The sequence below is a fragment of the Psychrobacter pocilloporae genome (assembly GCF_029872915.1).
GTDB lineage: Bacteria > Pseudomonadota > Gammaproteobacteria > Pseudomonadales > Moraxellaceae > Psychrobacter > Psychrobacter pacificensis.
Genome location: NZ_PGFT01000001.1, coordinates 2,265,573 through 2,290,237, shown reverse-complemented (window position 1 = coordinate 2,290,237; position 24,665 = coordinate 2,265,573). Strand labels below are relative to the sequence as shown.

General features: G+C 43.3%; 20 protein-coding genes, 1 other RNA gene and 1 pseudogene. 15 read left to right on the top strand and 7 right to left on the bottom strand.

Translation table 11 applies throughout. The features are described 5' to 3' along the window. The first annotated feature begins 110 nt into the window (after positions 1–110). The 5 genes from CUR83_RS09750 to CUR83_RS09730 all read left to right on the top strand — a co-directional run bounded on the left by CUR83_RS09750 (position 111) and on the right by CUR83_RS09730 (position 5,780). On the top strand, positions 111–1,850 hold the full coding sequence (locus CUR83_RS09750) for a glutamine--tRNA ligase/YqeY domain fusion protein (RefSeq protein WP_212564334.1): 1,740 nt from the start codon (positions 111–113) through the stop codon (positions 1,848–1,850). 162 nt (positions 1,851–2,012) lie between these two features. Continuing rightward, the gene (locus tag CUR83_RS09745) at positions 2,013–2,756 is read left to right on the top strand and encodes a phospholipase D family protein (RefSeq protein ID WP_223333051.1); all 744 of its coding nucleotides are present in this window, start codon (positions 2,013–2,015) and stop codon (positions 2,754–2,756) included. Between the two features lie 226 nt (positions 2,757–2,982). Beyond that, on the top strand, positions 2,983–3,621 hold the full coding sequence (locus CUR83_RS09740) for a peroxiredoxin (protein ID WP_223333050.1): 639 nt from the start codon (positions 2,983–2,985) through the stop codon (positions 3,619–3,621). 223 nt (positions 3,622–3,844) lie between these two features. Then, positions 3,845–4,507 carry a glutathione S-transferase family protein gene (locus CUR83_RS09735; protein ID WP_223333049.1) on the top strand — a complete coding sequence of 221 codons (663 nt, stop codon included), beginning with the start codon at positions 3,845–3,847 and terminating at the stop codon, positions 4,505–4,507. A gap of 334 nt (positions 4,508–4,841) precedes the next feature. After that, the gene (locus CUR83_RS09730) at positions 4,842–5,780 is read left to right on the top strand and encodes an META domain-containing protein (RefSeq protein WP_223333048.1); all 939 of its coding nucleotides are present in this window, start codon (positions 4,842–4,844) and stop codon (positions 5,778–5,780) included. A gap of 142 nt (positions 5,781–5,922) precedes the next feature. Here CUR83_RS09730 and ruvC read toward each other — a convergent pair whose 3' ends face one another. Further along, positions 5,923–6,507 (bottom strand): crossover junction endodeoxyribonuclease RuvC, encoded by a 585-nt coding sequence (ruvC, locus tag CUR83_RS09725; protein WP_093068736.1) that lies wholly within the window; start codon positions 6,505–6,507, stop codon positions 5,923–5,925. Positions 6,508–6,660: 153 nt separating this feature from the next. Here ruvC and CUR83_RS09720 point away from each other — a divergent pair, with 153 nt between their 5' ends. Beyond that, positions 6,661–7,218, top strand: coding sequence for an FxsA family protein (locus tag CUR83_RS09720; RefSeq protein ID WP_284719553.1), 558 nt, complete (start codon positions 6,661–6,663; stop codon positions 7,216–7,218). Between the two features lie 113 nt (positions 7,219–7,331). Here CUR83_RS09720 and ssrS read toward each other — a convergent pair. Next, positions 7,332–7,527, bottom strand: a non-coding RNA gene (gene ssrS / locus CUR83_RS09715) — 6S RNA. Between the two features lie 233 nt (positions 7,528–7,760). Between ssrS and gpmI the strand changes: the two genes are divergently transcribed. Both gpmI and CUR83_RS09705 read left to right on the top strand, forming a co-directional pair. Further along, entirely contained in the window at positions 7,761–9,425 is a 1,665-nt protein-coding gene (gene gpmI, locus CUR83_RS09710) for a 2,3-bisphosphoglycerate-independent phosphoglycerate mutase (RefSeq protein ID WP_093068742.1), read from the top strand. Positions 9,426–9,927: 502 nt separating this feature from the next. Further along, positions 9,928–11,133: a S41 family peptidase gene (locus CUR83_RS09705; RefSeq protein WP_425301327.1), complete on the top strand. Its 1,206-nt coding sequence runs from the start codon at positions 9,928–9,930 to the stop codon at positions 11,131–11,133. 82 nt (positions 11,134–11,215) lie between these two features. Here the strand turns inward: CUR83_RS09705 and CUR83_RS09700 are convergent, their stop codons facing one another. The 3 genes from CUR83_RS09700 to CUR83_RS09690 all read right to left on the bottom strand — a co-directional run bounded on the left by CUR83_RS09700 (position 11,216) and on the right by CUR83_RS09690 (position 15,514). Continuing rightward, complete coding sequence (locus CUR83_RS09700; protein ID WP_284719551.1) at positions 11,216–12,922, bottom strand: sigma-54-dependent transcriptional regulator; 1,707 nt, start codon at positions 12,920–12,922, stop codon at positions 11,216–11,218. A 171-nt stretch (positions 12,923–13,093) separates the two neighbouring features. Continuing rightward, positions 13,094–14,842 (bottom strand): sensor histidine kinase, encoded by a 1,749-nt coding sequence (locus CUR83_RS09695; protein WP_284719550.1) that lies wholly within the window; start codon positions 14,840–14,842, stop codon positions 13,094–13,096. Between the two features lie 36 nt (positions 14,843–14,878). Beyond that, a complete protein-coding gene (locus CUR83_RS09690; protein ID WP_058025905.1) occupies positions 14,879–15,514 on the bottom strand; it encodes a response regulator in 636 nt (211 codons plus the stop codon). A 435-nt stretch (positions 15,515–15,949) separates the two neighbouring features. Here CUR83_RS09690 and CUR83_RS09685 point away from each other — a divergent pair, with 435 nt between their 5' ends. Both CUR83_RS09685 and CUR83_RS09680 read left to right on the top strand, forming a co-directional pair. Beyond that, positions 15,950–17,026: a serine hydrolase gene (locus CUR83_RS09685; protein ID WP_284719549.1), complete on the top strand. Its 1,077-nt coding sequence runs from the start codon at positions 15,950–15,952 to the stop codon at positions 17,024–17,026. 87 nt (positions 17,027–17,113) lie between these two features. Next, positions 17,114–17,785 (top strand): thiamine phosphate synthase, encoded by a 672-nt coding sequence (locus tag CUR83_RS09680; protein ID WP_284719548.1) that lies wholly within the window; start codon positions 17,114–17,116, stop codon positions 17,783–17,785. Positions 17,786–17,811: 26 nt separating this feature from the next. Here CUR83_RS09680 and CUR83_RS09675 read toward each other — a convergent pair whose 3' ends face one another. Beyond that, positions 17,812–18,141 carry a TraR/DksA family transcriptional regulator gene (locus tag CUR83_RS09675; RefSeq protein WP_284719547.1) on the bottom strand — a complete coding sequence of 110 codons (330 nt, stop codon included), beginning with the start codon at positions 18,139–18,141 and terminating at the stop codon, positions 17,812–17,814. A 441-nt stretch (positions 18,142–18,582) separates the two neighbouring features. Here CUR83_RS09675 and CUR83_RS09670 point away from each other — a divergent pair, with 441 nt between their 5' ends. From CUR83_RS09670 to ruvB, 5 genes are all read left to right on the top strand, one after another. Continuing rightward, complete coding sequence (locus CUR83_RS09670; protein WP_277077454.1) at positions 18,583–19,797, top strand: phosphoglycerate kinase; 1,215 nt, start codon at positions 18,583–18,585, stop codon at positions 19,795–19,797. Between the two features lie 254 nt (positions 19,798–20,051). Next, a complete protein-coding gene (locus CUR83_RS09665) occupies positions 20,052–20,438 on the top strand; it encodes a hypothetical protein (protein WP_093068760.1) in 387 nt (128 codons plus the stop codon). A gap of 536 nt (positions 20,439–20,974) precedes the next feature. Beyond that, positions 20,975–22,012 carry a class II fructose-bisphosphate aldolase gene (gene fba / locus CUR83_RS09660; protein WP_212564345.1) on the top strand — a complete coding sequence of 346 codons (1,038 nt, stop codon included), beginning with the start codon at positions 20,975–20,977 and terminating at the stop codon, positions 22,010–22,012. Positions 22,013–22,111: 99 nt separating this feature from the next. Further along, positions 22,112–22,732 carry a Holliday junction branch migration protein RuvA gene (gene ruvA, locus CUR83_RS09655; protein ID WP_277077588.1) on the top strand — a complete coding sequence of 207 codons (621 nt, stop codon included), beginning with the start codon at positions 22,112–22,114 and terminating at the stop codon, positions 22,730–22,732. 173 nt (positions 22,733–22,905) lie between these two features. Then, the gene (gene ruvB, locus CUR83_RS09650) at positions 22,906–23,886 is read left to right on the top strand and encodes a Holliday junction branch migration DNA helicase RuvB (protein ID WP_058025939.1); all 981 of its coding nucleotides are present in this window, start codon (positions 22,906–22,908) and stop codon (positions 23,884–23,886) included. An 88-nt stretch (positions 23,887–23,974) separates the two neighbouring features. Here the strand turns inward: ruvB and CUR83_RS09645 are convergent. Then, positions 23,975–24,592 (bottom strand): annotated as a pseudogene (locus CUR83_RS09645) (FAD-binding oxidoreductase); the annotation flags it as partial. Positions 24,593–24,665: the final 73 nt, after the last annotated feature.

The following is a 24,665-nucleotide window of genomic DNA, read 5'->3' as shown; positions in this document are numbered from 1 at the left end:
GTTATCTGAGTTTTTATATCCCAATTTATTTTAATAATTTATTTTGAACGTTTTGTGATGCGTGATGGCACGTATCACAAATTGACAATTTGCGTTAGGAGCAATATCCGATGAGTGAGCACTCAAGCAACAATGCACAAAAAGACGAAGTAAAAAACGACTTTATTCGTAATATCATTCGTGACGATGTCAATGCGCAAAGATACCAGCAAATTGTCACACGTTTTCCGCCTGAGCCAAATGGCTACTTGCACTTAGGTCACGTAAAATCTATCTGCCTAAACTTTGGTGTGGCCAAAGAGTTCGGCGGGGTGTGTAACCTGCGTTTTGATGACACCAACCCAACTGCAGAAAAACAAGATTATATTGACAATATCGAAAATGATGTGAAGTGGCTCGGTTTTGAGTGGGCAGGCGAGGCGTATCACGCGTCAAGTTATTTTGATCAGCTACATGCATGGGCAATACAGTTGATTGAGCAAGGCGATGCCTATGTCGATTTGCAAACGCCTGAGCAGATTCGCGACAACCGTGGTTCATTCAATGAAGCGGGAACGCCATCTCCGCAGCGTGATGCTAGTGTCGAGGAAAACCTAGCGCTGTTCAATGATATGAAAGACGGTAAGTACGCTGAAGGTAAGGCGGTATTGCGCGCCAAGATCGATATGGCAAGCCCAAATATGAACCTGCGTGACCCTGTCATTTACCGCGTGATGCACCAATCTCATCATCAGACTGGTGATAAATGGTGCATTTATCCAATGTATGACTTTGCGCATCCACTCTCTGATGCGCTCGAAGGTATTACCCATTCACTATGTACGCTTGAGTTTGAAGACCATCGTCCATTCTATGATTGGGTCATCGCCAAGATCGGCTTTGACGTGCCGCCGCATCAGTACGAGTTTAGCCGCTTAAATGTGGATCATACATTGACCAGTAAGCGTAAGCTTAAGCAGCTCGTTGATGAAGGTATCGTGAGTGGTTGGGACGATCCCCGTATGCCGACTATCGCTGGTATGCGCCGCCGTGGTTATACGCCAGCGGGCTTGCGTGACTTTTGTGAGCGTGTGGGCGTGACCAAAGCCGATAGCGTGGTTGATTTTCGTTTACTAGAGTTTAGCGTTCGTCAGTCATTAGAGACGACTACTGGTCGCGGCATGGCGGTACTAAAGCCATTAAAAGTGACGATTACTAACTTTAGCGAGGCGGTTAGTAGTTGGGAGACGCAAAAAGCCGATAGCGTGAACGCGCGTTTTGATGATGCCACGCAGACGCTTTGGTTGACGCAGCCGAACCATCCTAACGTCGATATGGGTGAGCGTGAGATTCCGTTTACCGAGACTTTGTATATCGATCAAGGTGATTACGAGATTGAACCGCCAGCAGGCTACAAGCGCCTGTCTCCAGAAAAGCCAGAGATTCGTCTGCGTAACACTTACGTGCTAGCCGTCACTGAGCATATCACTGATGAAAATGGCAATGTCGTTGAGCTAAAAGCAACGATTGATCCCGCAACGCTAGGTAACAATCCGGAAGGCCGCAAGGTTAAAGGGGTGATTCATTGGGTATCAGCCAGTCAAGGTGTACCAGCGACCGTGCGCATGTATGAGCAGCTATTCAGTGCTGAAGACCCAAGTGGCGTCGCTGATGTTCATCAAGCGCTAAACCCTGACTCTCTCACTGAGCTGGATGCTGTCGTTGAGCCATCTTTAGCCAATGCTGACGCTGGCACGCGTTTCCAGTTTGAGCGTGAAGGGTACTTTATCACCGATAGCGAAGATCATAGCACTGATAAGCCAGTCTTTAACCAAATCGTTAGTTTGCGCGATAGCTATAAGCCCGCGTAATCTCTGTTGGCCCCGTCTCTAAAAATGTCGTTGCTAAAATGATGTTTTGAAACAATACTGAACAATAGTAGTTTGCAAGCAAGCCCATTTCTAGTACGCTAGAGATGGGCTTTTTTGTGAATAATTATGAAGTTTTTGACAGTCATATCTAAGGAAGTGAGCATGGCAAAATTTTTGAATAGCAGTGGGACGACTTATCATTTAGAAGAATTGATTAAAAATGCGTCTGATCGGTTGATTATTATTAGCCCATATTTAAAGCTGAATGAACGCATTAAAGAGCTGCTAGAAGATCGCAACCGTCTAAAAATCGATATTCGCATTGTCTATGGCAAAAATGACTTACATCCAGAAGAAATAAACTGGTTAAAAAACTTAACGTTTATTCGTACCAGCTTTTGCAAAAACTTGCATGCGAAATGCTACCTGAATGAAAACGAGTGCATTATTACCAGTTTGAACCTGTACGAATTTAGCCAAGTCAATAATAATGAGATGGGCGTACTGATTTATCGTAATGACGATGCTAAGCTTTATGCTGATACTTATGAAGAAGCGCAACGCATTATTCGTATCAGTGATGAAGTTAGGATGTCTCTTGAAAAAGTCACTGAAACTGAGAACCAGCCTGAACCTAGCACCAAAACAATGAGCGATCCTACCAACGCAACCATCACGTCTACAACAGACGCCGCACCTAGTTATTCTAAACTGACCACCGCCAAGCTTGCTAAAGGATTAGGTCTCAAGACCCAAGAGTTAAATGATAAGTTGCTTGCAGCGGGTTACTTAGAAGCGCAAGATGGTGAGCTAGTATTGACTGATGCTGGGCGTGTGGCTGGAGGCGTGAGCAAAAAAGGCAAGTTTGGTGAGTTTTGCTTATGGGATGCAGGGATGGTGGTTTAAGAAATAATCGATATATCTACTTAGGGTTAAATGGAATAACCGCATTACAATCCGTCACAAGACATTCATAACCAGTTTGGTACTATAAAGTGAGTTTTATTGATGTATTAGACGGGATAAGCAAATGATCAAACCGTCTCGCACATTGCAATAATCGGTTTATAATAATAGGGCGCATAAGACAGTAAGATCGGCGCTCATCATTCATATAAATAAGGAATTTAGTATGGCACACTTACGTTTAGGCGACACCGCACCAAACTTTGATGCAACCACCACAGAGGGTGATATTAATTTTTATGATTGGGCGGGTGATAGCTGGGTGGTATTTTTTTCGCATCCTGCTGACTATACGCCAGTTTGTACCACTGAGCTTGGCCGCACCGCTGCATTGGGCGGTGAGTTCCAAAAACGCAATGTCAAGCCGATTGCTTTGTCAGTGGACGGCTTAGAAGATCACAAAGGCTGGGTCAGCGACATCGAAGAGACACAAGGCGCTGCGGTGAAATTCCCTATCATTGCAGACTCTGATCGCACGGTTGCGGATTTGTATGATATGATTCACCCAAATGCTGATAACACCGCGACAGTTCGCAGCGTGTTTATCATTGATCCAAACAAAAAAGTACGTCTGACTCTGACCTATCCAGCCAGCTGTGGTCGTAACTTCGATGAAATTATCCGTGTTATTGATGCGCTACAATTATCGGATGAATATAACATCGCGACGCCTGTAGATTGGAAGGACGGTGATGACGTAATCATTCCACCAAGTGTCAAAAACGAAGATATTGCTGCCAAATACCCAAAAGGTCATAAAGAAATCAAGCCGTACCTACGTACGACCCCAGCCCCTAATAAATAACTGGACTGGTTGCATAAATATGATTAAATAAAGCCCCGTGACTTAAAGTTATGGGGCTTTTGCTATTTTTACCTCATGAATAATAAGCCTTTGCCATGACGGTCAGAGTAGGCTATAACTATGGTATGGAGTATCAATAGATAGGGTGCTCATTAGTGCCACCATCATAATAAAGCGTATCAGCGCTAAATTTCTATTCAATCATTCTTACAAGGAGTTCATCATGAAAAAATTATACGTCACCCGTATAGCACCCAACCCGCGCAAAGCCCTTATTTTATTGGCATCAAAAGGGATTGATGTTGATGATATGGATGACATTGATGTGATTGATATTGATTTTGCCAAAAATGAGCAGATGTCAGAAGCGTTCACTGAAATCAATCCGATGCAGACAGTGCCTGTCTTAACACTAGACGACGGTACCGTGCTCAATGACTCACAGGCGGTCTGCGAATATCTGGATCGCGTCTATGGTGAGCGTTCCGTTATGGGCAATGACGTGATACAGCGTGCCCAAGTGTGCTCGATGCGCCGTATTGCTGAGTTTGAGGTGATGTATAATTTGATGCTAGCGTTTCAGCACAGTCATCCATCCAAAGCCCAGCGTGTTGAACAGGTGCCAGAATTTGTTGCGCCATCAATTGCCCGTGCTGTCAAAGCCATGGGGTATTTTGAGACAATCCTCGAAGGTCATGAGTATCTGGTGGGTGAGCAATTGAGCTTTGCTGACATCGTGCTCTATTTGGGTTTAGATTTTGGTAAAGTGCTCAAGGTTGATCCTAATGAGCAAGGCAAAAACCTAGCCCGTTTTTATCAAATGATGAATGAGCGCTTCAGCATCAAAAACATGGCTAAAGCTAAGCCTGCAGAAATCAATGATTAGATAAAGAGATACATCGCAAGTTTTGTTACTTTTAGATGCTTGCTCATTAAAGATAATATCGGGGATAGCTAATATGTATTAGTTATCCTTTTTTTGTCCATGAAATTGATGACATTAGATAGCAAAATAATAAAAGAATTTCAAACATAATAAAAATCAACATTTTATTACATAAGCTAATAATGCTCGGTCTATAGTGGTTAATTTAACGTGATTATAATAACGATATTCCAGAACAGTTAATTAAATGTTTCTTCAAAAGATGCAAGACCAGCAAGTATATAGAAATAAGTAATCGAGAAAACTGATATACGCTTACTAAGAGGTTCGTAATATGGTAGGTAGAGCCAAAAAATCAGCACTGACAACGTTTTTATTGCCCATTATAGTGGCGGTGAGCTTGACGCTGAGCGCTTGTCAAAAAGAAAACACGGCTCACGACAATGAAGGATCAGGTATCTCCAATACTGGTGAAAAAGTAGACTCATTAGCGATTGAGGATAGGGCCTCAGATACCAACTCAGCAACTACTGAATCTGGCTCGACGACATTTACTCCCGAAGAAAAGCTGATGAATACTTTGTCTCGTCATCGTTGGAGCTTGGTTAGTGCAACGGATGCCAATGAGCAGCCTATAAGTGAGCTTACAGATATCGATGGTCAGGGGACTCTGGTATTTAATCCAGAAACACTTATCTATAGTGTCGGTTGTAATACAATAAGCGCTGCTTATCAGCTGCAAGGACATACATTGAGTATCGAGGAAGGAATGAGCACCAAAATCTCCTGTAGCGAACTCGATATGGCAGAAAATAAATTGTATGCATTGATGCTAGGAAATAGTGAGTTAAAAATAGAGCAAAGTGACAGCCCAGTATTGACTCAGTTTACCAACGATAATGTCACTTTGGTATGGAATGGCAGACTCACACCTCAAGCGAAATACAACAGTAAGGGCGAGACGGTATTTTGGGCAGTGAATGCCAAAGAAGTCAATTGTGATATGAACGGTGAAAAGCAGTGTCTCCAAGTTAGGCCCGTCACTTACAACGACCAAGGTGTCAAAGTTCGTGAAGGGAAGTGGAGAGTATTTGCGGGAGAAATAGATGGATACCAGCATGACGGTATGCACGAAGAAGTATTACGATTGCAGCGCTACCGATTAGAGACTAACGAATTAATAGAGTCAGATGAGACAACAGAAAATGATAATGATGATGAAAAGTATGCATATGTACTCGACGCTGTCATTGAAAGTGCAGTCGTAGAGTAGTCCGCTATAATTTCGTCTTGCAAATGATAAAGTGACAGTGCTGGTACTCATAAAAAAACACGCATCCAATAGCGTGTTTTTTTATTGTCTCACTATTTTAATGCTTATTGGTTTTAAAGCTTGTCTGCTTTAACGCCTATCTTTAACGCAAGTTACCCAAATCTTCTTCGGTCAAACGCCAACGACCCTTTTTCTTAGAGCCACCGCGTCCTCGCATAGAGCTATTAAGTAGTATTTTATTCATAGAATGGCTTGAGTGCGCATGACAAATAGCACAAGCAAGACCATCGGCTGCATCCTGCTGTGGTACGACTTCTAACTGTAGTATGCGGCAAACCATCTCCTGCACTTGCTCTTTAGCAGCAGCACCATAGCCGCACACCGCTTGTTTGATCTGCCGAGCAGTATACTCTGATACTTCTAAATCCAAGGCGACCATCGCTGCAATAGCCGCGCCTCGTGCTTGCCCAAGCTTGAGTGCAGAATCAGGGTTTTCTGCCATAAAGACTTGTTCAATCGCCGTATAGATAGGCTCGTCAGTGTATTTTAAGTGATGCTGCGTAATGCGGGTCAATCCATTAAAAATACGCTTGAGGCGTTCAGGCATCTCTTTGGTATCTGTGCGAATCGTGCCTGCATCGATATAAGTGAGCTTATCACCCGTCTGCTGGACTATTCCATAACCCGTCATGCGTGACCCTGGGTCGATCCCGATAATAATTGCCATAGTATTCCGTCTTGCTTACATTTTGTTTTATGGCTTAAAAATCAGCCGTAAGTTTGATAGTATAGCAACCAATCCCCATATACATCATATGTTAGCCATTTTAATTTGCATGGCGCTCAATTTATTGGTTTTTATTTTATAGGACGACACTTTATGGGTCAGATAGTTGGTATAGCCATCGTTTGGTTTATTATCGAGATGCTACTGTGGTATTTGCTTGCTCAGTTTATGAGCGGCTGGTGGGTATTCATGTGGTTTATTGTCGCAGCAGTGATCGGTATTTCTCTTATACGCAAAGGTATGGCTTCTTTGAATCCAATGGCTCAGCAGATGAAAGCAGGTGGTATGATGAATCCTGCAATGCGTCCACCAGAGTCCACCATGATTAAGAGCATTGCCATGGCAGTCGCTGGTATCTTGCTACTTATTCCAGGTGTGCTGAGTGATGTGCTCGCGCTACTCGTGATCTTGCCACCAGTACAAAAGAAACTCAAGGACTTTGCCAATAACTATGTCATGAACAATCAGCAAAAAATGATGGAAATGATGGCAAAACAGATGGGTGGTCAAATGGGCGGCCAAAATCCATTTGGTCAACAACAGCAAAACCCATTTGGTGACGTATTCAAACAGCATACGACTGTTGATGGTACGGCCAAAAACATCCCTAAAGATGTGAAAAAAATTACCAAATCTGCTAATGACGAGTAACAGTGATTTAGTCATTCATTAGGCATAGAAAAAGCCCCTTCCGTCATTAACGAAAGGGGCTTTTTAGTGGTTGCCAATATGTTAATCATCGTTAATATATTGATTAGCCGAATAAAACAACCGAAGTGCCGCTGTAAGATGGTGACCCATGAACCGTGAAGTTCAGGGCGGATGCGTCATCCTCTCTGCAGGTTTCCTGATACACCGCAAGCGGTGCAGGCATACACAATGAGACGATAGGTACCACATCCTGGTAAAGCATTATCGGCTCAGGGAATAAACATCTACTAGCCAACACTTCAGAATAGATTCATCTTAACCAATGAGATGAATGATTGCAAGTAGGATTTACAGATTGATACGCAGTATTGACGATTGGTATAGGCGATATATGTCGTACTCTAGATAACTATGTAAAAGGACTGCTCATTAGTAAAATATTGTCAGTTTTTCAGCTATTTTAAGATATGTGTTAATATATAGGGCTTTCCATACCCTAACATAGCATTGAAGGCGTTCATTCACTCGAGGAGCGGTAATATATGACCAGTACCCAGCAAGCATCAGAATCTATTGGCGACAATCAGGCGCAGCAGCTCAGCAGTAAGCAAGAAGACGGCGCACAGAATAAAAAAACGCCGCATGTCTTAATGATATTAGACGGCTTCGGTCATCGTGAAGAAGATAAAGATAACGCCATTGCTGCGGCAAATATGCCAAATCTAGATAGGATTTACCAAAAATACCCTCATGGACTGATTTCTGCTTCAGGAGAAGATGTAGGTCTGCCAGATGGTCAGTTTGGTAACTCAGAAGTTGGCCACATGAATTTGGGTGCTGGCCGTGTTCTTTATCAAGACTCGACTCGCATCTCAAATGAGCTTGCCAATCGCGAATTCTACAAAAACGAAGCATTGGTTGACGCAGTAAAAGCGGCCAATGAGCTTGGCGGTAACGTACATATTATGGGTCTGCTCTCAGACGGCGGTGTTCACTCACATCAAGACCATATCGAGGGTATGTGCCATTCAGCATTGGTTCATGGTGCCAAAAACGTCTTTATCCATTGTTTCTTAGATGGCCGCGATACCCCGCCCAAATCTGCGGATAAATATATCAATCGTTTGCGCGATTACATTGATAAGCTTAATGCTCATTATGAAGGCGGGCGCGTACAGATTGCCAGCATCATCGGTCGCTACTATGCAATGGACCGAGACAACCGCTGGGATCGCGTACAAAAAGCTTATGAGCTGATCACTGAAGGTAAGGCAGATCGCTTTTCGACACGTGCGGACGGTGCTGTCCAAGCGGCTTATAAGGCACGTGAGACTGACGAATTTATCAGCCCGACGACTGTCATCGGACGTGATGAGGTGCCTTATACCGTCGAAGACAATGATGCGCTGATCTTTATGAACTTCCGTGCCGACCGTGCTCGCGAGCTTGCCCAAGCCTTTGTTTTACCTGATCATGAGTTTTCAGGTTTTGCCCGTCAAAAGCAGCCAAAACTTGCCGCCTTTGTGATGTTGACCAAGTATTCTGATGTATTGGCGGATAATCCAAAAACCAGCATCGCTTACTATCCAACGTCTTTGGCCAATACCTTGGGAGAGTATCTGCAGGATCAAGGTAAAACCCAACTACGTATCGCAGAAACTGAGAAGTATGCGCATGTGACGTTTTTCTTTAGTGGTGGCCGTGAAGAAGAGTATGATGGCGAAACGCGTATCCTAGTACCTTCTCCAGATGTTGCCACTTATGACTTGAAGCCTGAGATGAGCGCGCCTGAAGTGACGGATAAATTAGTAGAAGCGATTGAATCTGGCCAATATGATGTGCTCGTTGTCAATTATGCCAATGGAGATATGGTAGGTCATACAGGGGTTTTTGATGCTGCGGTAAAGGCGGTCGAAGCGTTGGATGTCTGTGTGGGCCGTATCGAGTCGGCAGTAAAAGCGGCTGGCGGCGATATGCTGATCACAGCTGATCACGGTAACTGTGAGCAAATGCAAGACTACGAAAGTGGTCAAGTACATACTCAGCATACGACAGAGCATGTACCGCTGATTTACGTAGGCACACAAAAACTACAGGTACGTCGTGGCGGTAAGCTCAGTGATGTGGCACCGACTATTTTGGCACTAATGAATGTTGATGCACCCACCGAAATGACTGGTGAGAGTTTATTGGTTTCAGCATCTTAAGCCAGTTGTCTCAGATTATCCGTACATCGGATAATCTGTAAAGACATGGCTCGTTAGCTGAATGATATAAACCAGAAAAGGGAAGGGTAGCTATTACCTTTCCCTTTTTTTATGATGGATTTTGCTTGACGATTTGCAAAACTGCCCTAGTTTGAGAGAGGCCTTTGGTGTTAACTTATACGGTAATACATAACAATAACTTTATACATTCTATTATTTAAATGAGTTTTTTATGCATCCTATCTCTTTTGTGTGCGCATCTTTGTCTAAACAATTAGACCAACGAATGATGAAGTCGTCGCTAGCGACCATTATGTCCAAACCCGTATACTTCAAGTTTATAGGCTTTAAGCCCAGTCTAGCAATAGGTTTGCTTGGATTGTGTGTTGTCAGTATAGACGCGCAAGCAGCAGTGACCTCAGTCGGTGATGCTAGTCCGACATCAAGCCTACAGCTTATCAGTTTGAATGCCGATGATATAGTGGCTGAAGATGATACTGAGATGCTGAATGCTGCCGACGAATCAGATGACTCAATAGACAGTATGCCAGACGAAAGTGCGGTAATGGACGATGATGATAATATCGATACCAGTATTCCATCAGAGGTTGCGCAAGTATCATTGAATGCAATTTCTCCTGAGACATTAAAGACCTTTGTTGCTGTTGTTGATTTAGTGCGCCGTCAGTATGTTGACGCGGTCAATGATGAGGAGTTATTTAATAATGCAATGAGCGGTATGCTAACTAAGCTCGATAGCCATGCTGAGTTTTTGGATGCGGAGGCCTATGAAAACCTACGCGCTTTTACCGAAGGGGACGTAGGTGATATCGGTATCCAAGTTACTTATGAGCCAGAGGTAGGCTATTGGATCATCACAGAAGTTATTGATGATTCGCCTGCAGATAAAAAAGGCATCGCAGTGGGCGATTATTTACACCAAGTTGGTGAATTCAAACTTGACGAAAATCGGCAAAGTAATGACGTTGAGCAGCTATTAACAGGGATTGCTGGTACCCAAGTAGATATCATCACTTCTAAAGCGGGTCGCCGCAAGCACACGACGACATTGCAGCGGAATAACAGTCACCCTCAAATTGTCGAGACAAAACTCGTCGATGGCATTGCGATTGTTAAACTACCTGCATTCCAGAACAATAGCCGTGAAAAGCTGTTGGAAGGTTTGATTAATTTAGATGCACCTATCTCAGGTATTTTACTTGATTTGCGTGACAATCCGGGCGGTGTTCTTACATCGGCGGTGAGCGTTGCCAGTTTATTTATGAATGATACCGATGTGGTACAAGTACAAGCACGTCAAGACAAATCGCGCGTACTAACCACCCAAGGGGATGCGATACTTAAGTCTCTACCTATGGTTGTTCTACAAAATCGCTACTCGGCATCAGCGGCAGAGGTTTTGGCCAGTAGTTTACAGGCACAAAAACGCGCTACTATCATCGGTGAAGTAAGCTATGGTAAAGGCTCAGTACAGTCAGTCATACCACTCAATGACGAGCAAGCAGTCAAGTTGACAGTAGCTAACTATATGACAGCATCAGGCAGGCAGATCGATGTCATCGGCGTTGAGCCTGACATTACTTTGTCAGGAAGTGAGAGCTCATGGGAGCAGCAGGCACTGGATTTATTAAAACCCCGCGCGCTCGATTCTGGCATACGCTTCATTCGAAAGACTACTGCAAATTAGTATATTGTTGATAGATTTAACAATATACCGTCAGGCAGCCATTGAATCTCTGAAATAAATATCTAATGGCCCGATAGAAGACTTACTCAGATTGATCTTCTGCAATTTCTAACTTTTTCATACGATAACGTAATGAGCGAAAAGTCGTCCCAAGTAGTTCTGCTGCTTGGGTTTTGTTCCAGCCAGTTTGTTTGAGGGCTGTGATGATTAATTGCTTTTCTTGTTCCTGTAGATAATGCTCCAACCCTTGGGCTGGCAATTGACCATCAAGCGGTTCTTGCAGGCTTGTAGTCTCATTCTCTTTTGGTTGAATAGGACGATGGAGGGGTACTTTCTCATTCGTATCACTTGAGCTGGTTGATGGTTCTGTATTATTGGGCACTGAGCGCTGTATCATTGAAGGGTAGTGTTGGGTATTAGTACGATAAGGGTGCAAGTTGGTTGTTTCTTGCTTGTGCTTTACAGGCGTTATCTCACTGTCAGATTGAAGAGTCTGTTCACGGTTTTCTATTGCTTTAGACATTGTTTGGGTAGTTGGTTGAGATTGGTTTTGCTCATTTGCGTAATGGTTAGATTGTTGCGCATTGCTGTGAGCTTGCGTATCTTTAAGGTCGTGACTAACATCAGGTAGGCCTAAATGACTGATATCAATGTCCGAAGTTTCCGCCAACGTCACCGCACGCTCAAGTAAATTACGTAGTTCACGAACGTTACCGGCAAAGTCATGACGCTGCAAACGTTCGCTGGCTTCACGCGTGAGAGATGGGGGTATTTCTAGCTGCCACTCAGCAGAAATCATGGCTAAAAAATGCTCTGCTAATACAGGGATGTCATCACGTCGATCATTCAATGTCGGTAGCTTAAGCTCAATCACATTGATACGATAATACAAATCTTGTCGAAATGCGCCATCCTGTACCAAGCGGCTCAAATCTTTATGAGTAGCGGATAAAATGCGGATGTCTACTGGTACTTCTTTGGTGTCACCAATGGCCCTCACGGTCTTTTCTTGAATAGCACGCAACAGCTTCACCTGCATCGCTAATGGTAAGTCTGCCACCTCATCTAAAAATAAAGTACCGCCATTGGCTTGCTGAAACAATCCCTGCTTGTCAGCCACAGCCCCTGTAAAACTGCCTTTTTTATGACCAAAAAACTCTGACTCCATCAGCTCAGAAGGTATTGCACCGCAGTTCACTGGTACAAAGCTGCCATCTCGTCGCGGACTTAAATCATGAATCAGTCTAGCGACGACCTCTTTACCTGTACCAGACGCACCAAATAAAAAAACAGGCGCTTGTGAGCGTGCCAATTTTAATATGGTGTTTTTAAGAGGGTGCATGACCGCAGAATCACCGATTAGCCTAGCGTCCAGCATCTTTTGCTCAGGTGAGGATTCAGGCGTGGCTTGTGCCCCATTATCCTGATGAATAACCTTTAGAGCGTTTTCTACCAATTGACGTAATCTTGGTAGCTCAAGTGGTTTATTGACAAAGTCAAAAGCACCAAGCTTCAGTGCTTCAATGGCCAGATCCATACTTCCATGAGCAGTGATGACGGCTATCGGTGTATTCGAGCTGTTGCTGATTTCTTTGACCAGCTCCAACCCTGAGCCGTCAGGTAGTTTCAAGTCAGTGAGGCAAAAATCATAAGTATTGTCTTGCCAGTATGATCTTGCTTGCGCCAAAGTATAGGCCACATCAATTTTGATGCCCATTTTAGTCAAAGTGATTTGCATCAATCGGCATAGATCCACTTCGTCATCAACGACTAGCGCGCTTGTTGTCATACATTATCTCGTCAAATTCAATGGCTGCAAAGTATTAATAGCTAGGTCTAAATAGGGGTAAACTTCTTTTACAAAAAAAATTGTAAATCAATCATGTACGGTGGCTATTAGCTACCAATAGGTAATGTTCAAACATTTGTGATTAAGTAGTATTTTGATTTATGACTGGGATTAATAAAGATTTTCTTCCACGGCTTGCAAGATTTTTTCAGAGTCAATAGCAGGCGAAATAAAACGAAAACACGTTTTTTCATGTTCAGGAATATAGAGCAAACGTGCCTGATTGGCTTCACAAAAGGCTTGCGATAAATATAGTCCCAAGCCCGTGCCAGCTTTGTCTGTCGTAAAAAATGGATTAAACAAATGTTTTAAATCCTCAGTTTTAATACCATCACCATCATCCAATATGTCAATTATAACATCGCTGTCTGCACAGTAAATCTCGATTTCTACGTAAGCGTGAGGATGGCTATAGCTGCTATAACGCAAGCCATTGTTGATCAAATTAATCAAAATTTGTTCTAACTGATGAGGATCAAATGATATGGTTGGTTGGGTTTTTACATGCAGAAAAATGTCGTGCCCTTGAAAATAGTTATCCAAAAATACTGGCATCCACTCAGCCAAAACAATGGCTTGCTGAGAGGCCGCTTGCTGGCGAGACAGTTTTAAAATATCTTCAATAATACGGTTGACGCGTTTGGTTTGTGAAAATATCATTTCATAGAGCTCATGATTGCCTGTCATGTTGACATTTGATGCATTTGCCTCAATTTCGGTCAAGTCTTCCATCAGTAGTTGGCTGGCTTGTGAGATGGCGGCTAGAGGATTTCTAATTTCATGAGCAATACTGGCAGTGAGTTGTCCTAACGACGCCAGTTTTAATTGTTGGGCGCTGGCCTGCTCACGGCGTAAGTCTTCCAATAGGATTAATTTGCTATCATCTTTTAGCGGGATGATTTGTACGCGTAGCTTACCAAATATCGAAGCGTTTGCCACCTCAGGCACATCGTACGTAAACGTACGCGACTGACCTGTTGCCACTGACAAGCAAGCTTGGAGTAGCTGAGAATGCTGTTTGTTAAGTTGTTGTTTAAAGTTAGATAGAATGGCATGAGGCGTATCGCCTCTCATTTCTTTTATATCGGTTGAAGTGCTAGATGCAGGCAATGATGAATCTTGTGTGATACTGAGCAGTTGGTGAGCCGCAAGATTTGCAAGGACGATATTCTGTTTATCGATGACAATCACACCATTGACCATTTGTGTAATGACTTCTTGATTGATGACATTGAGTCGTTCAACCTCTTTGGCATGACTTTGTGCAACTTTCTCAAGCTGTACCAAACGTTGTGAGATAGACCAACTCAACCCCCCTACTGCCAAGAAGCTTGCTGACATCAACAAAGCATCACCCAAATTTGCCAAATTCATACTATTGGCAATGGCATAAAAAAACTGCTGATAGATAACAAAAATAATAGCCAACAAAGTAATAACTAGCGCTTGTGAACCATGCAATAGCATAAAGCTAGCGGCGACAACGACCATATAGAGCATGGTCAGTTGTAAGTCCGGCTCACCTGCTGTATACAGCAATAAACTTAATATAATAACGTCTAATACGAGCCCAAACGCTAACTGTCGGCGCATCTGCTTTGTGACAACGTAAAACAGCCCGAGCAAAATCAAGCTCAGCATCACATAAAAGCTCAGGGCTGTTTGCTGTAAAAAACTAGGGAGAGAGGCGCTATCACCGGCGCGTGCAGATATATATACCATCAGCATAGAAAATATACTGACGACAAAACGATAACTGCTATAAATAATGCCTAGTCTGCGCAGCTGCGGCAAAGGAAGTGTATCATCGTGGTGTAAATAGCGACTGATGGCAGAAATGATGGTGGTGGCAGGTTTCATAAATTGACCATGATGACAAAGGAGATACTAAGCAACTTATGGTTGAATCAAACCATGGCGAATGGCCAAATGCGTTAATTTTACATCACTATCAACGCCAACTTTTTCATAAATACGATAGCGATACGTATTGATGGTTTTGACGCTGACAAATAATTGGTCAGCAATCTGCTGCGGGCTTTGGCAATTGACCACCATCATAGCCACTTGCTTTTCTCTATCACTTAACAAATCAAAAGGCGAGCTGGCATTATCAGACAATAAGACGTCCGCCAATTGTTCAGCAACGTCTTGGCTAAAATAGCGACCACCTTGATAGATTTTTTTGACCGCGCGTATCATCTCATCAAGTGGCGTACCTTTTGTGATATAACCATTTACACCAGCTTTGATGAGCATTGAGGGGTAGGGCTGTGCAGACATACTACTAACAGCTAAAATCTTGATACCCATATCGAGCTGAATCAAGCGTTTGGTTGCTTCAAGACCACCAATATTAGGCATGTTGACATCTAGCAATACCACGTCAGGACGTAACTGCTTGGCCTGCTTGATTGCCATATCACCACTATCTGCTTCCCCCACTACTTCGATATCGGGGCTGTCTGACAACATACGGCTAATACCCATCCGTACTAAATCATGATCATCGACCACCAACACTTTAATCATAACCATACTCTTTATCGTTTGTCAGAATGAATGTTTTTACAACGATTAAATAACACAAAAAACAACGTTAACATAAGCCGTTTTTTGATTCTAAATGCAGTTTTTTTATTTTAAATACACAGGATACGGCCAATATGCTGTATCAATATCTTCATTTAATATAATAAAGTACAAAGAATCATAACATTCTAAGTTAAGTTATATTGCTGTATTGTTAATCAGTGTTTCTAAAATATAAATCAGTTGTATCAAAGTTTGAATGAAGCTAAAAAAAACCGTTAAATCAGTTTGATAGATTAAACTTAAATGTAAACCATGATACACTAAAAATACAAAATCTCTATGTGAGTACTTACAAACACATCTATAAACGCTACGTACGTTCTTGGCGTCAGGCAGTATGTAACTGGCGTGATAGCGACAGCAGGAGGCATAATGAAGCAACTACTATTAACCAAACAGCAATTGATCGCTGCTATGATTTCATTGAGTTTGGGCAGTGTTGCACAAGCCGCACTTACAATTAATGGTAGCACTGAGACAGCTTCTAGTGCACGCTTGAGTTGGGGCGGTGCTGATAGCTTGTCTGAAGCGCGTAACATCATGTACAAGTCTCATGGCTCTGCTATCAAAAAAGTCGACAACGGCTATGGTACGACCAATATCACAAACAGCAGCAGTTTTGCTAGCAGTAACAATACCGCTCGATACAATACGACTTATCGCGGCGCATTTGGTAGCAGTGATATGATCCCAATCAGTACAGCCTCGCGCAGTGTCGCGGTGATTGATGCTGAAACGGGCGAATCTATCTACGAAAAAGACGCTGACATCGCGCGTCCTATGGCCAGTATTACTAAAATAATGACAGCCATGGTTGTGCTAGATGCAGGTCTCGATATGCGTGAAGAAATCACGCTTGATCCAGAAGACTTTGTAGGGCCTAAGCGCGCCAGCTCACGCCTAAAATCAGGTGATCGTTTAAACCGTGCCGAGTTGCTATTGATGGCTTTGATGAAGTCTGAAAACCCAGCCGCAAAGAGCTTGGCACGTAACTATCCAGGCGGCTACAATGCCTTTATCCGTGCGATGAACAGAAAAGCACAAGATCTAGGTATGACTACTGCGTTTTTCGGTGATCCAACGGGTCTTGATAAGCGTAACGTTGCTTCATCGAATGATTTGGTAAAAATGGTTCGTGCTGCTGGCAACTACGATGTGATTCGTCGCTTCTCTACCACCAAGAGCTATGACTTCTTTGTTTCAAACTACTCAAGTGGTAATCGCACTTATAAAGCCAACAACACTAGTAGCTTGGTTCGTGCAGGTGATTACCCAATCGGTATCTCAAAAACAGGTTTTATTAACGAAGCTGGGCGCTGTGTTGTGATGGAAACGCGAGTCAATAATCGCCCTGCAATTATCGTCATCCTAGGGGCAAACAGCTCAGCAACACGTTGGGGCGATGCTAAAAACATTCTAAACAGCTTGGCGACACGTCGTACCGTATAGACGCGCTGTTTTAAATATGTAAAAAAGGCTGTTATACCATATAACAGCCTTTTTATTGTGTTGAGTTTAAGATTAAGGATCTGCCTTATGAAACAGTCATCAACCTCATCTGCGATACCCAAGCTATATTTGCTGACCAATGATGATGAATTTGAATTGTTGTATCAAAAGTTAGATGTCGCCTTATCAACAGGGCTAATCGCATTGTTGCAGATTCGGCGCAAGCAAACACTTAGTCTACCAGATGGTCATATAACGCTTTATGAAGAAGCCAAACAGATTGTTAAGCTGGCCAAAGCACATGACGTTCCAGTCGTTATGAATGATGATATTGCAATAGCAGCCAAGCTTGGTATTGGTGTACACCTTGGGCAAGGAGATGGCAAAATTGGTGATGCTTTGCAGTCTCTTGAATCGACTCAAATAATTGGTCGAACTTGCCATGGGAATATTGAATTAGTCAAAGAGGCAAAGGATGATGGTGCAAGCTACGCTGCGATGGGTGCCATATTTACCTCTACCACAAAACCGAATGCTGATATTATCTCGCGTCAGAAGTTGATTGAAGGCTGTCAACAAGACATACCTATATGTGTGATAGGCGGATTAACTGTAGAAAATATTTCAGAGCTGGCAGGCATACCAATTGCGCTTGTGGCACTAGTAGGCGATATTATGGATTTGCCTGTAGAAAAAATCGCCGAGCGTTGCTATCAATGGCAGCAGGCACTTTCTAAATGGAAGACACCTGCTGTATAAAATGTGTTCTAGATGAAATTTATTAGCTATTCAGCATGTTCCATACACAAAGTAGCGTAGGGCAGCGCTTCTAAACGTTGCTCTTCAATCGGTTTACCGCAAACCTCGCACTCGCCATAAGTACCATTTTCGATACGACTTAAGGCATTTTCGACATAGATTAGGCTCTGATGTGCCTCGCTCATTAAATTTTTGCGCATATCATTTTGACGATAGGATATAGCCTGATCTTCCCAGTGCTCATTGAGATCATCTTGTGGGTTTTGGATATGATCTTCGATTTTGTCAATGCGAGACTCGTACTCATCTTTTAGTTTTAATAGATTTTGCTTTGCAGTGTCTAAGTCGATACTCATTGTGTTCCCCTAAAAAGTTATTGTTATTGTCAACGCTTCTATCATAAAGAGCCTGACTGCTGAGTACCACCACGAAATGTTACTGTTTATTGAATGAGTTCAAAGCTAGCAGTTACAACCGTTTCCTATCAATGCTGGAGTAAAATTACTCACTCAATATTTTCATGTTTTTAAAAATCGTGAAAGTTTGCTTGTGAGCATCTCATAGAAAACTGATAGAATACACCGCCACTGATTTCTACTCACTTATCGGTTCCAGTAACTTAGTTTGATAATTAGTATGAATGCTCAGTGATAAAGACAGAGAAAGATACAAGTGTGCAGTCTAATGAGGCTCATTGTTAGAGCAGATATAGTAAATGATAGTTAAAAAATTATCAGTCATATCAATCATGATAGTAATCGTAAATTAATAGATATATTGATGCATAGGAGCAGGTAATGAATTTTTTGCGTATGAGCGAGCTGAACTTAACCGATAAAGTGGTATTGATTCGAGAAGATTTAAATGTCCCTATTAAAGACGGTAAAGTCACCAGTGATGCTCGCTTACAAGCAAGTCTACCTACTATTGAGATGGCGCTAGAGAAGGGTGCTGCTGTTATTGTTTGTTCACATCTGGGACGCCCAACAGAAGGCAATCCTGAGTCTATTTATTCATTGGCACCAGTTGCTGATTATTTGACAGACAAATTGGGCTCGCAATTAGCGTCACCAGTGCGCCTGAATAATGATTACTTGACTCAAGGCGCTGCTGTAAAACCTGGCGAAGTCGTATTGCTAGAGAATGTGCGCTTTAACGATGGTGAAAAGAAAAACGATGCGACGTTAGCGAAGAAGTACGCGGATTTATGTGATGTCTTTGTTATGGATGCCTTTGGTACCGCGCACCGTGCGCAAGCATCAACAGAAGGCGTGACGCAAGCGATGCGTCAAGCAGAAAAAACTGTTTGTGCAGGGCCTTTGTTGGCAGCTGAGCTTGATGCCTTGAGCCTGGCGCTTGAAACACCAGCTCTGCCTATGCTTGCCATCGTTGGCGGCTCAAAAGTGTCTACCAAGTTAGAAGTGCTACATAGCTTAGCTGAAGTCTGTACACAAATTATCGTTGGTGGCGGTATTGCCAATACTTTCTTAGCGGCGCAAGGGCATAGTGTGGGCGCGTCGCTATACGAAGCAGATTTAATCGATACTGCGCGCGATATCATGACCAAGACTGAGATACTACTACCTGAGTATGTGGTTGTTGCTGATAAAGACGACATCGATTTTGCTGACTTTACTGGTTCATTGCAAAAGGCAGTTGCGACAATCAAGTCTGTTGATGCTATTGGTGATAACGACATGATATTGGATATCGCGCCAGAAAGCGCGAAGGAACTTGCCGATGCTATTATTCATGCAAAAACCATCTTGTGGAATGGTCCAGTCGGTGTTTTTGAAGTTGATGCTTTTGGTCAAGGGACACAAATACTAGCAACAGCTGTCAGAGACAGCGACGGTTTTTCAATTGCGGGTGGTGGTGATACCTTGGCGGCTATTGATAAATATCAAGTCGCTGATGGCGTCAGTTATATGTCAACGGGCGGCGGTGCATTTTTAGAATTTGTAGAAGGTAAAGTGCTTCCAGCAGTTGCTGCATTACAAATTAACGCTTAACTAATTAACGTTACTCAGTATTTTCGTAACACTAGACGTACAACTAACAGTAAACATCTAAGGTAGTCTGTGAAAATAATATTTTGACTTTCATTTGGCTTGTTTATATTGGTATAGCTAAAATTTATAGTCATTGATTATTAAGCAGTAATTATTTGTTTCTACACTGAAAATTATTATTGCATGTCTCATTCGCACTCTATAAAATAGCGCGACCATGTATCTTGACATGCATTATTTACGAGAGGTTTATTATGTTAAAACGTCATTTGTTACTTGCTAGCATACTTGCTGGTACTTTTGCAGTTACTGCATGTAGCCAACAAACAGAAGAGAACACTGAAGCTGCTGTTGAGTCAGCTGGCGATGATGCTGCTGCAAACGCTGATGCTGCTGCTGCCGAGGTAGACGCTGCTGCTGCTGAAGCTGAAGCTGCTGCTCAAAACGCTGGTGCTGAAGTTGCTGAAAGTGCAGACACTGCTGGTGCAGCTGCAACAGACGCTCTAGAGAACACTGGTGATGCTATCGCTGAAGGTACTAATACAGCGGTCGAAAATACTGCTGAAGCAGTTGCCGATGGTGCCAATGCTGTTGCTGATGGTGCTAACGATGTTGCAGTTGATGCAGAGCAACAGTACTAAGCTACGCCATAACTAAGCAATTAAATGACTGACTTTTTGGATACTATTATAAGTCATTCATTACCATAGTCATTGCTCTATAAGCCTCGAAATACTAGAAAAGCCTTGGTGATTGCCAAGGCTTTTTGCGTCCTGTGCTATGAGTATGATAGATAAAATGGTTCAGTTGTCGTAGACATCAATGAGAGAAAGAGACTGATTAGACTGACAAATAGTCAGGCAACTGCTACGAAGACAGCACAATTTTTGCTATAATCACCGCGTGATAATCATATCCCAAATGAGTCAGACTTTGACTGATATATATAGTTAATTCAGTATAAAAGCGATACAGTGGGACTGGGATAAATTTCTCGCAGCATCGAGCAGCGTAGGCACAGCACGCAAGGACAATTTAGACCAGTTCCACCTTGATATATAATGTATCTGTTTTATTTAGGATTGACTATACAGTCAGTATGGTCGAGCAGATAGCGGAATGATTGTTACAAAGCTGCATTTAAAATACTATTCAAAATCCAATCAGAGAGCGTCTTATGGCCCTAATATCCTTACGTCAACTTCTAGATCATGCCGCTGAACACAACTACGGTGTTCCTGCCTTTAACGTCAATAACTTAGAGCAAATGCGCGCAATCATGATGGCTGCGGATGCTTGTGATTCACCTGTTATTGTTCAAGCCAGTGCGGGCGCACGTAACTATGCAGGGTCGGCATTTTTACGTCATTTGATTATCGCTGCTATCGAAGAATGGCCACATATTCCAGTGGTGATGCATCAAGATCACGGTATGTCACCAGCTATCTGCCAGCGCTCGATTCAGCTTGGTTTCTCATCAGTTATGATGGACGGCTCACTTGGTGAAGATGGCAAAACGCCAATGGATTATGATTACAATGCCAGCGTCACTCGTGAAGTGGTCAAAATGGCACATGCGTGCGGTGTCTCTGTAGAAGGCGAAATCGGTTGCCTAGGTAGCCTTGAGACCGGTATGGCAGGCGAAGAAGATGGCTCTGGCGCAGAAGGCGTATTAGATCACGAGCAGCTTTTGACCAGTGCTGATGAAGCTGAGCAATTTGTAAAAGACACCAATGTTGACGCGCTAGCGATTGCTATCGGTACGAGTCACGGTGCTTACAAATTCACGCGTCCACCGACAGGCGATATTTTGTCGATTGAGCGTGTAAAAGAGATTCATGCCCGTATCCCTAACACCCATCTTGTCATGCATGGCTCTTCATCAGTGCCGCAAGAATGGCTAAAAGTCATCAATGAAAACGGCGGTGATATTGGCGAAACGTATGGTGTACCGGTTGAGCAGATCGTAGAAGCGATCAAGCATGGTGTGCGTAAAGTAAATATTGATACCGATCTGCGTCTAGCATCAACAGGTGCTATCCGTGAGTTCTTGGCAAATAATCCAAGCGAATTCGATCCACGTAAATACTTCAAAGCGTCTATGGTCGCGATGTCAGGCATCTGCACCAATCGTTTTGAAGCGTTTGGTTCCGCTGGTCAAGCGCATAAAATTCGTCCAATTAGCCTTGAAGGCATGGTCGATTTTTACCAATAAGGCTAGGCGTGTATAAGCAATAGACCATGCTAGTGAAAGATGGTCTTGCATAATAAATGGCAGCGGATTTAACTTTATAATAACCAACAGAGGTGAGTGATGATTGGATTGATTACCGGACAGGTGCAATACTTAATGGCGCCAACGGCTTGTATCATGACAACCGCTGGTGTGGGTTATGATATCGAGCTGCCATTGCCGTCATTTTGTCAATTGCACCTTAACGAGCAGGCGAGTATTTGGACACATTTTCATGTACGTGAGGATGCGCAACTGCTTTATGGTTTTATTGACCGTAAAGAGCGCGATGTCTTTCGCCAATTGATTAAGATCAATGGCGTTGGGGCAAAAATGGCGCTAGCGATGCTGTCTGCAATGTCAGCGGCTGAGCTAAAAATGCATGTTGAGCAAGAGTCAGAGGCGGCATTGACGCGCATACCGGGTATTGGTAAAAAGACGGCGCAACGTTTACTTATCGAGCTAAAAGATAAGCTAAAGAATATCGAAGTGGACAACGGTTCGTTTGAGCTCATGCCTCAGCAAACCGCTGTTTCTCACGACGGCAGTATCATTGCTGAAGTAGAAGGGGCACTGATTAGCTTGGGCTACAAAGAAAAAGAAGCTCAGCTCGCCATCAAAGCGGCTAAAAGCAAAGGCGATACCTTTAACGATACTCAAAGTTTGTTAAAAGCGACCTTACAGCAGCTATCTGGTTTTTAGATCGTATCCGCTCTCTATCGATAGCAATTTGATAATGTAGTAAAAAATAAGCGACATTGAGTGTCGCTTATTTTCGTTTTGGCCTCTACTTTATGAGGTTTTGCATGACTTATGCGCAGCGTTTGGTTATGCTATTTGTTACCTAATTTTTTAATATAATGATAAATTCTATGATGCAAGATCGCTTAATTAATCCGCTAGAAGGCGCAAATGATGCACCTGATGCCAATATTCGACCAGCATTATTGGCTGAATATATTGGTCAGCCAGTGGTACGTGAGCAAATGGAGGTGTTCATCGGTGCGGCGAGAGGCCGTGATGAAGCCTTAGATCATACGCTGATATTTGGTCCACCTGGGCTGGGTAAAACGACCCTTGCCAATATCATTGCTCGTGAAATGGGGGGTAATCTGCGCTCTACCTCAGGGCCTGTGCTTGAGCGTCCAGGGGATTTGGCTGCTATGCTGACCAATCTGGAAGCGGGTGACGTATTATTTATTGATGAGATCCACCGTTTGAGCTCGGTCATTGAAGAGATACTCTATCCAGCGATGGAAGATTTTCAGCTGGATATTATGATTGGTGAAGGGCCTGCCGCACGTTCTATTAAACTTGACCTGCCACCGTTTACATTGGTGGCAGCAACTACCAGAGCTGGGCTATTGACCTCACCGCTGCGTGATCGTTTTGGTATCGTACAGCGTTTAGAGTTCTATAATATTGCGGATCTCACAACAATTGTGAGCCGAGCAGCACGCTTGATGCGTGTACCAATGAGTGAGGATGGCGCTATAGAGATTGCCCGCCGTGCACGCGGTACACCAAGGATTGCTAACCGCCTGTTACGCCGTGTGCGTGATTATGCTGAGGTAAAAGGCGATGGTAGTATCAATGGTGCGATTGCAGGTAGTGCGCTAGATATGTTAGCAGTGGACAGACGAGGACTCGATCATCTGGATAGACGCTATATAGAGATATTACACGAGCGCTTTGATGGTGGTCCTGCTGGGGTCGAAGCCGTAGCAGCGGCAATGGCTGAGGATAGAGGTACGCTTGAGGACGTGATTGAGCCTTACCTTATTCAACAAGGGTATGTATTGCGTACTGCTCGTGGACGGGTGCTAACACAGATGGCAATTGATCAAATGTTATGACAATGAGCATTAAAAATGCGCCTGCTTCTAATTAAAAGCAGGCGCATTTTTTTTGATTATTGCTTTGACTCTATGTATGTTTTGATTTCAGCCGTGTTAAATCATAGCCTGCGGCAGATTTTTTGGCTCGTGTGCCTGTTCTTACGATATCTCCGCTCGCAGTGACAACCTCGAGTGCGAGTACCACATCTTTCATGGTACCGTAGCGTACCGCATTGGTGCCCGACGCACGAGTGGCGACCATACCACCGATACTGGCATTAGCGCCAGGATCTATCGGAAAAAACAGCCCTGTATCGCGCAGATAATGGTTCAGTTGCTCACGCGTCACGCCAGGCTGAACGGTAACGGTCAAATCTTCATTATGAACCTGCAAAATGGCATTCATTGCGTGCATGTCGATGCATAACCCACCATAAGGTGCATTGAGCTGGCCTTCCAAAGATGAACCGATACCAAAAGCAATCACTGGCATCTCATACTGATTACAAATCTCGACCGCCGCTGCTACTTCCTGTTTGTCCTGTACCGTTAATACTGCATCTGGTGGCTGATTGGTGAGCCACGTCATTGTATGGCCATGCTGCTCACGCACTGTCGAATTCACACTCAGTTGTTTGCCAAAACGTTCCTGTAAGGCTGTAATAGCCAAGCTATGGTCTGGCTTGATAGTATTATGAGTCTGTGACAATGGTAGTGATGACATGATGAATCCTATAGATAATGCGACTATTTAGCATTAAAGCATATTCAATATCTATTTAATATGTGTCATTGAC

Bases quoted from the DNA above. Each gene is read 5' to 3' on its own strand.
- CUR83_RS09750 (WP_212564334.1), top strand. From the start codon at position 111: ATGAGTGAGCACTCAAGCAACAATGCACAAAAAGACGAAGTAAAAAAC.
- CUR83_RS09745 (WP_223333051.1), top strand. From the start codon at position 2,013: ATGGCAAAATTTTTGAATAGCAGTGGGACGACTTATCATTTAGAAGAA.
- CUR83_RS09740 (WP_223333050.1), top strand. From the start codon at position 2,983: ATGGCACACTTACGTTTAGGCGACACCGCACCAAACTTTGATGCAACC.
- CUR83_RS09735 (WP_223333049.1), top strand. From the start codon at position 3,845: ATGAAAAAATTATACGTCACCCGTATAGCACCCAACCCGCGCAAAGCC.
- CUR83_RS09730 (WP_223333048.1), top strand. From the start codon at position 4,842: ATGGTAGGTAGAGCCAAAAAATCAGCACTGACAACGTTTTTATTGCCC.
- ruvC (WP_093068736.1), bottom strand. From the start codon at position 6,507: ATGGCAATTATTATCGGGATCGACCCAGGGTCACGCATGACGGGTTAT.
- CUR83_RS09720 (WP_284719553.1), top strand. From the start codon at position 6,661: ATGGGTCAGATAGTTGGTATAGCCATCGTTTGGTTTATTATCGAGATG.
- gpmI (WP_093068742.1), top strand. From the start codon at position 7,761: ATGACCAGTACCCAGCAAGCATCAGAATCTATTGGCGACAATCAGGCG.
- CUR83_RS09705 (WP_425301327.1), top strand. From the start codon at position 9,928: ATGCTGAATGCTGCCGACGAATCAGATGACTCAATAGACAGTATGCCA.
- CUR83_RS09700 (WP_284719551.1), bottom strand. From the start codon at position 12,922: ATGACAACAAGCGCGCTAGTCGTTGATGACGAAGTGGATCTATGCCGA.
- CUR83_RS09695 (WP_284719550.1), bottom strand. From the start codon at position 14,842: ATGAAACCTGCCACCACCATCATTTCTGCCATCAGTCGCTATTTACAC.
- CUR83_RS09690 (WP_058025905.1), bottom strand. From the start codon at position 15,514: ATGATTAAAGTGTTGGTGGTCGATGATCATGATTTAGTACGGATGGGT.
- CUR83_RS09685 (WP_284719549.1), top strand. From the start codon at position 15,950: ATGAAGCAACTACTATTAACCAAACAGCAATTGATCGCTGCTATGATT.
- CUR83_RS09680 (WP_284719548.1), top strand. From the start codon at position 17,114: ATGAAACAGTCATCAACCTCATCTGCGATACCCAAGCTATATTTGCTG.
- CUR83_RS09675 (WP_284719547.1), bottom strand. From the start codon at position 18,141: ATGAGTATCGACTTAGACACTGCAAAGCAAAATCTATTAAAACTAAAA.
- CUR83_RS09670 (WP_277077454.1), top strand. From the start codon at position 18,583: ATGAATTTTTTGCGTATGAGCGAGCTGAACTTAACCGATAAAGTGGTA.
- CUR83_RS09665 (WP_093068760.1), top strand. From the start codon at position 20,052: ATGTTAAAACGTCATTTGTTACTTGCTAGCATACTTGCTGGTACTTTT.
- fba (WP_212564345.1), top strand. From the start codon at position 20,975: ATGGCCCTAATATCCTTACGTCAACTTCTAGATCATGCCGCTGAACAC.
- ruvA (WP_277077588.1), top strand. From the start codon at position 22,112: ATGATTGGATTGATTACCGGACAGGTGCAATACTTAATGGCGCCAACG.
- ruvB (WP_058025939.1), top strand. From the start codon at position 22,906: ATGCAAGATCGCTTAATTAATCCGCTAGAAGGCGCAAATGATGCACCT.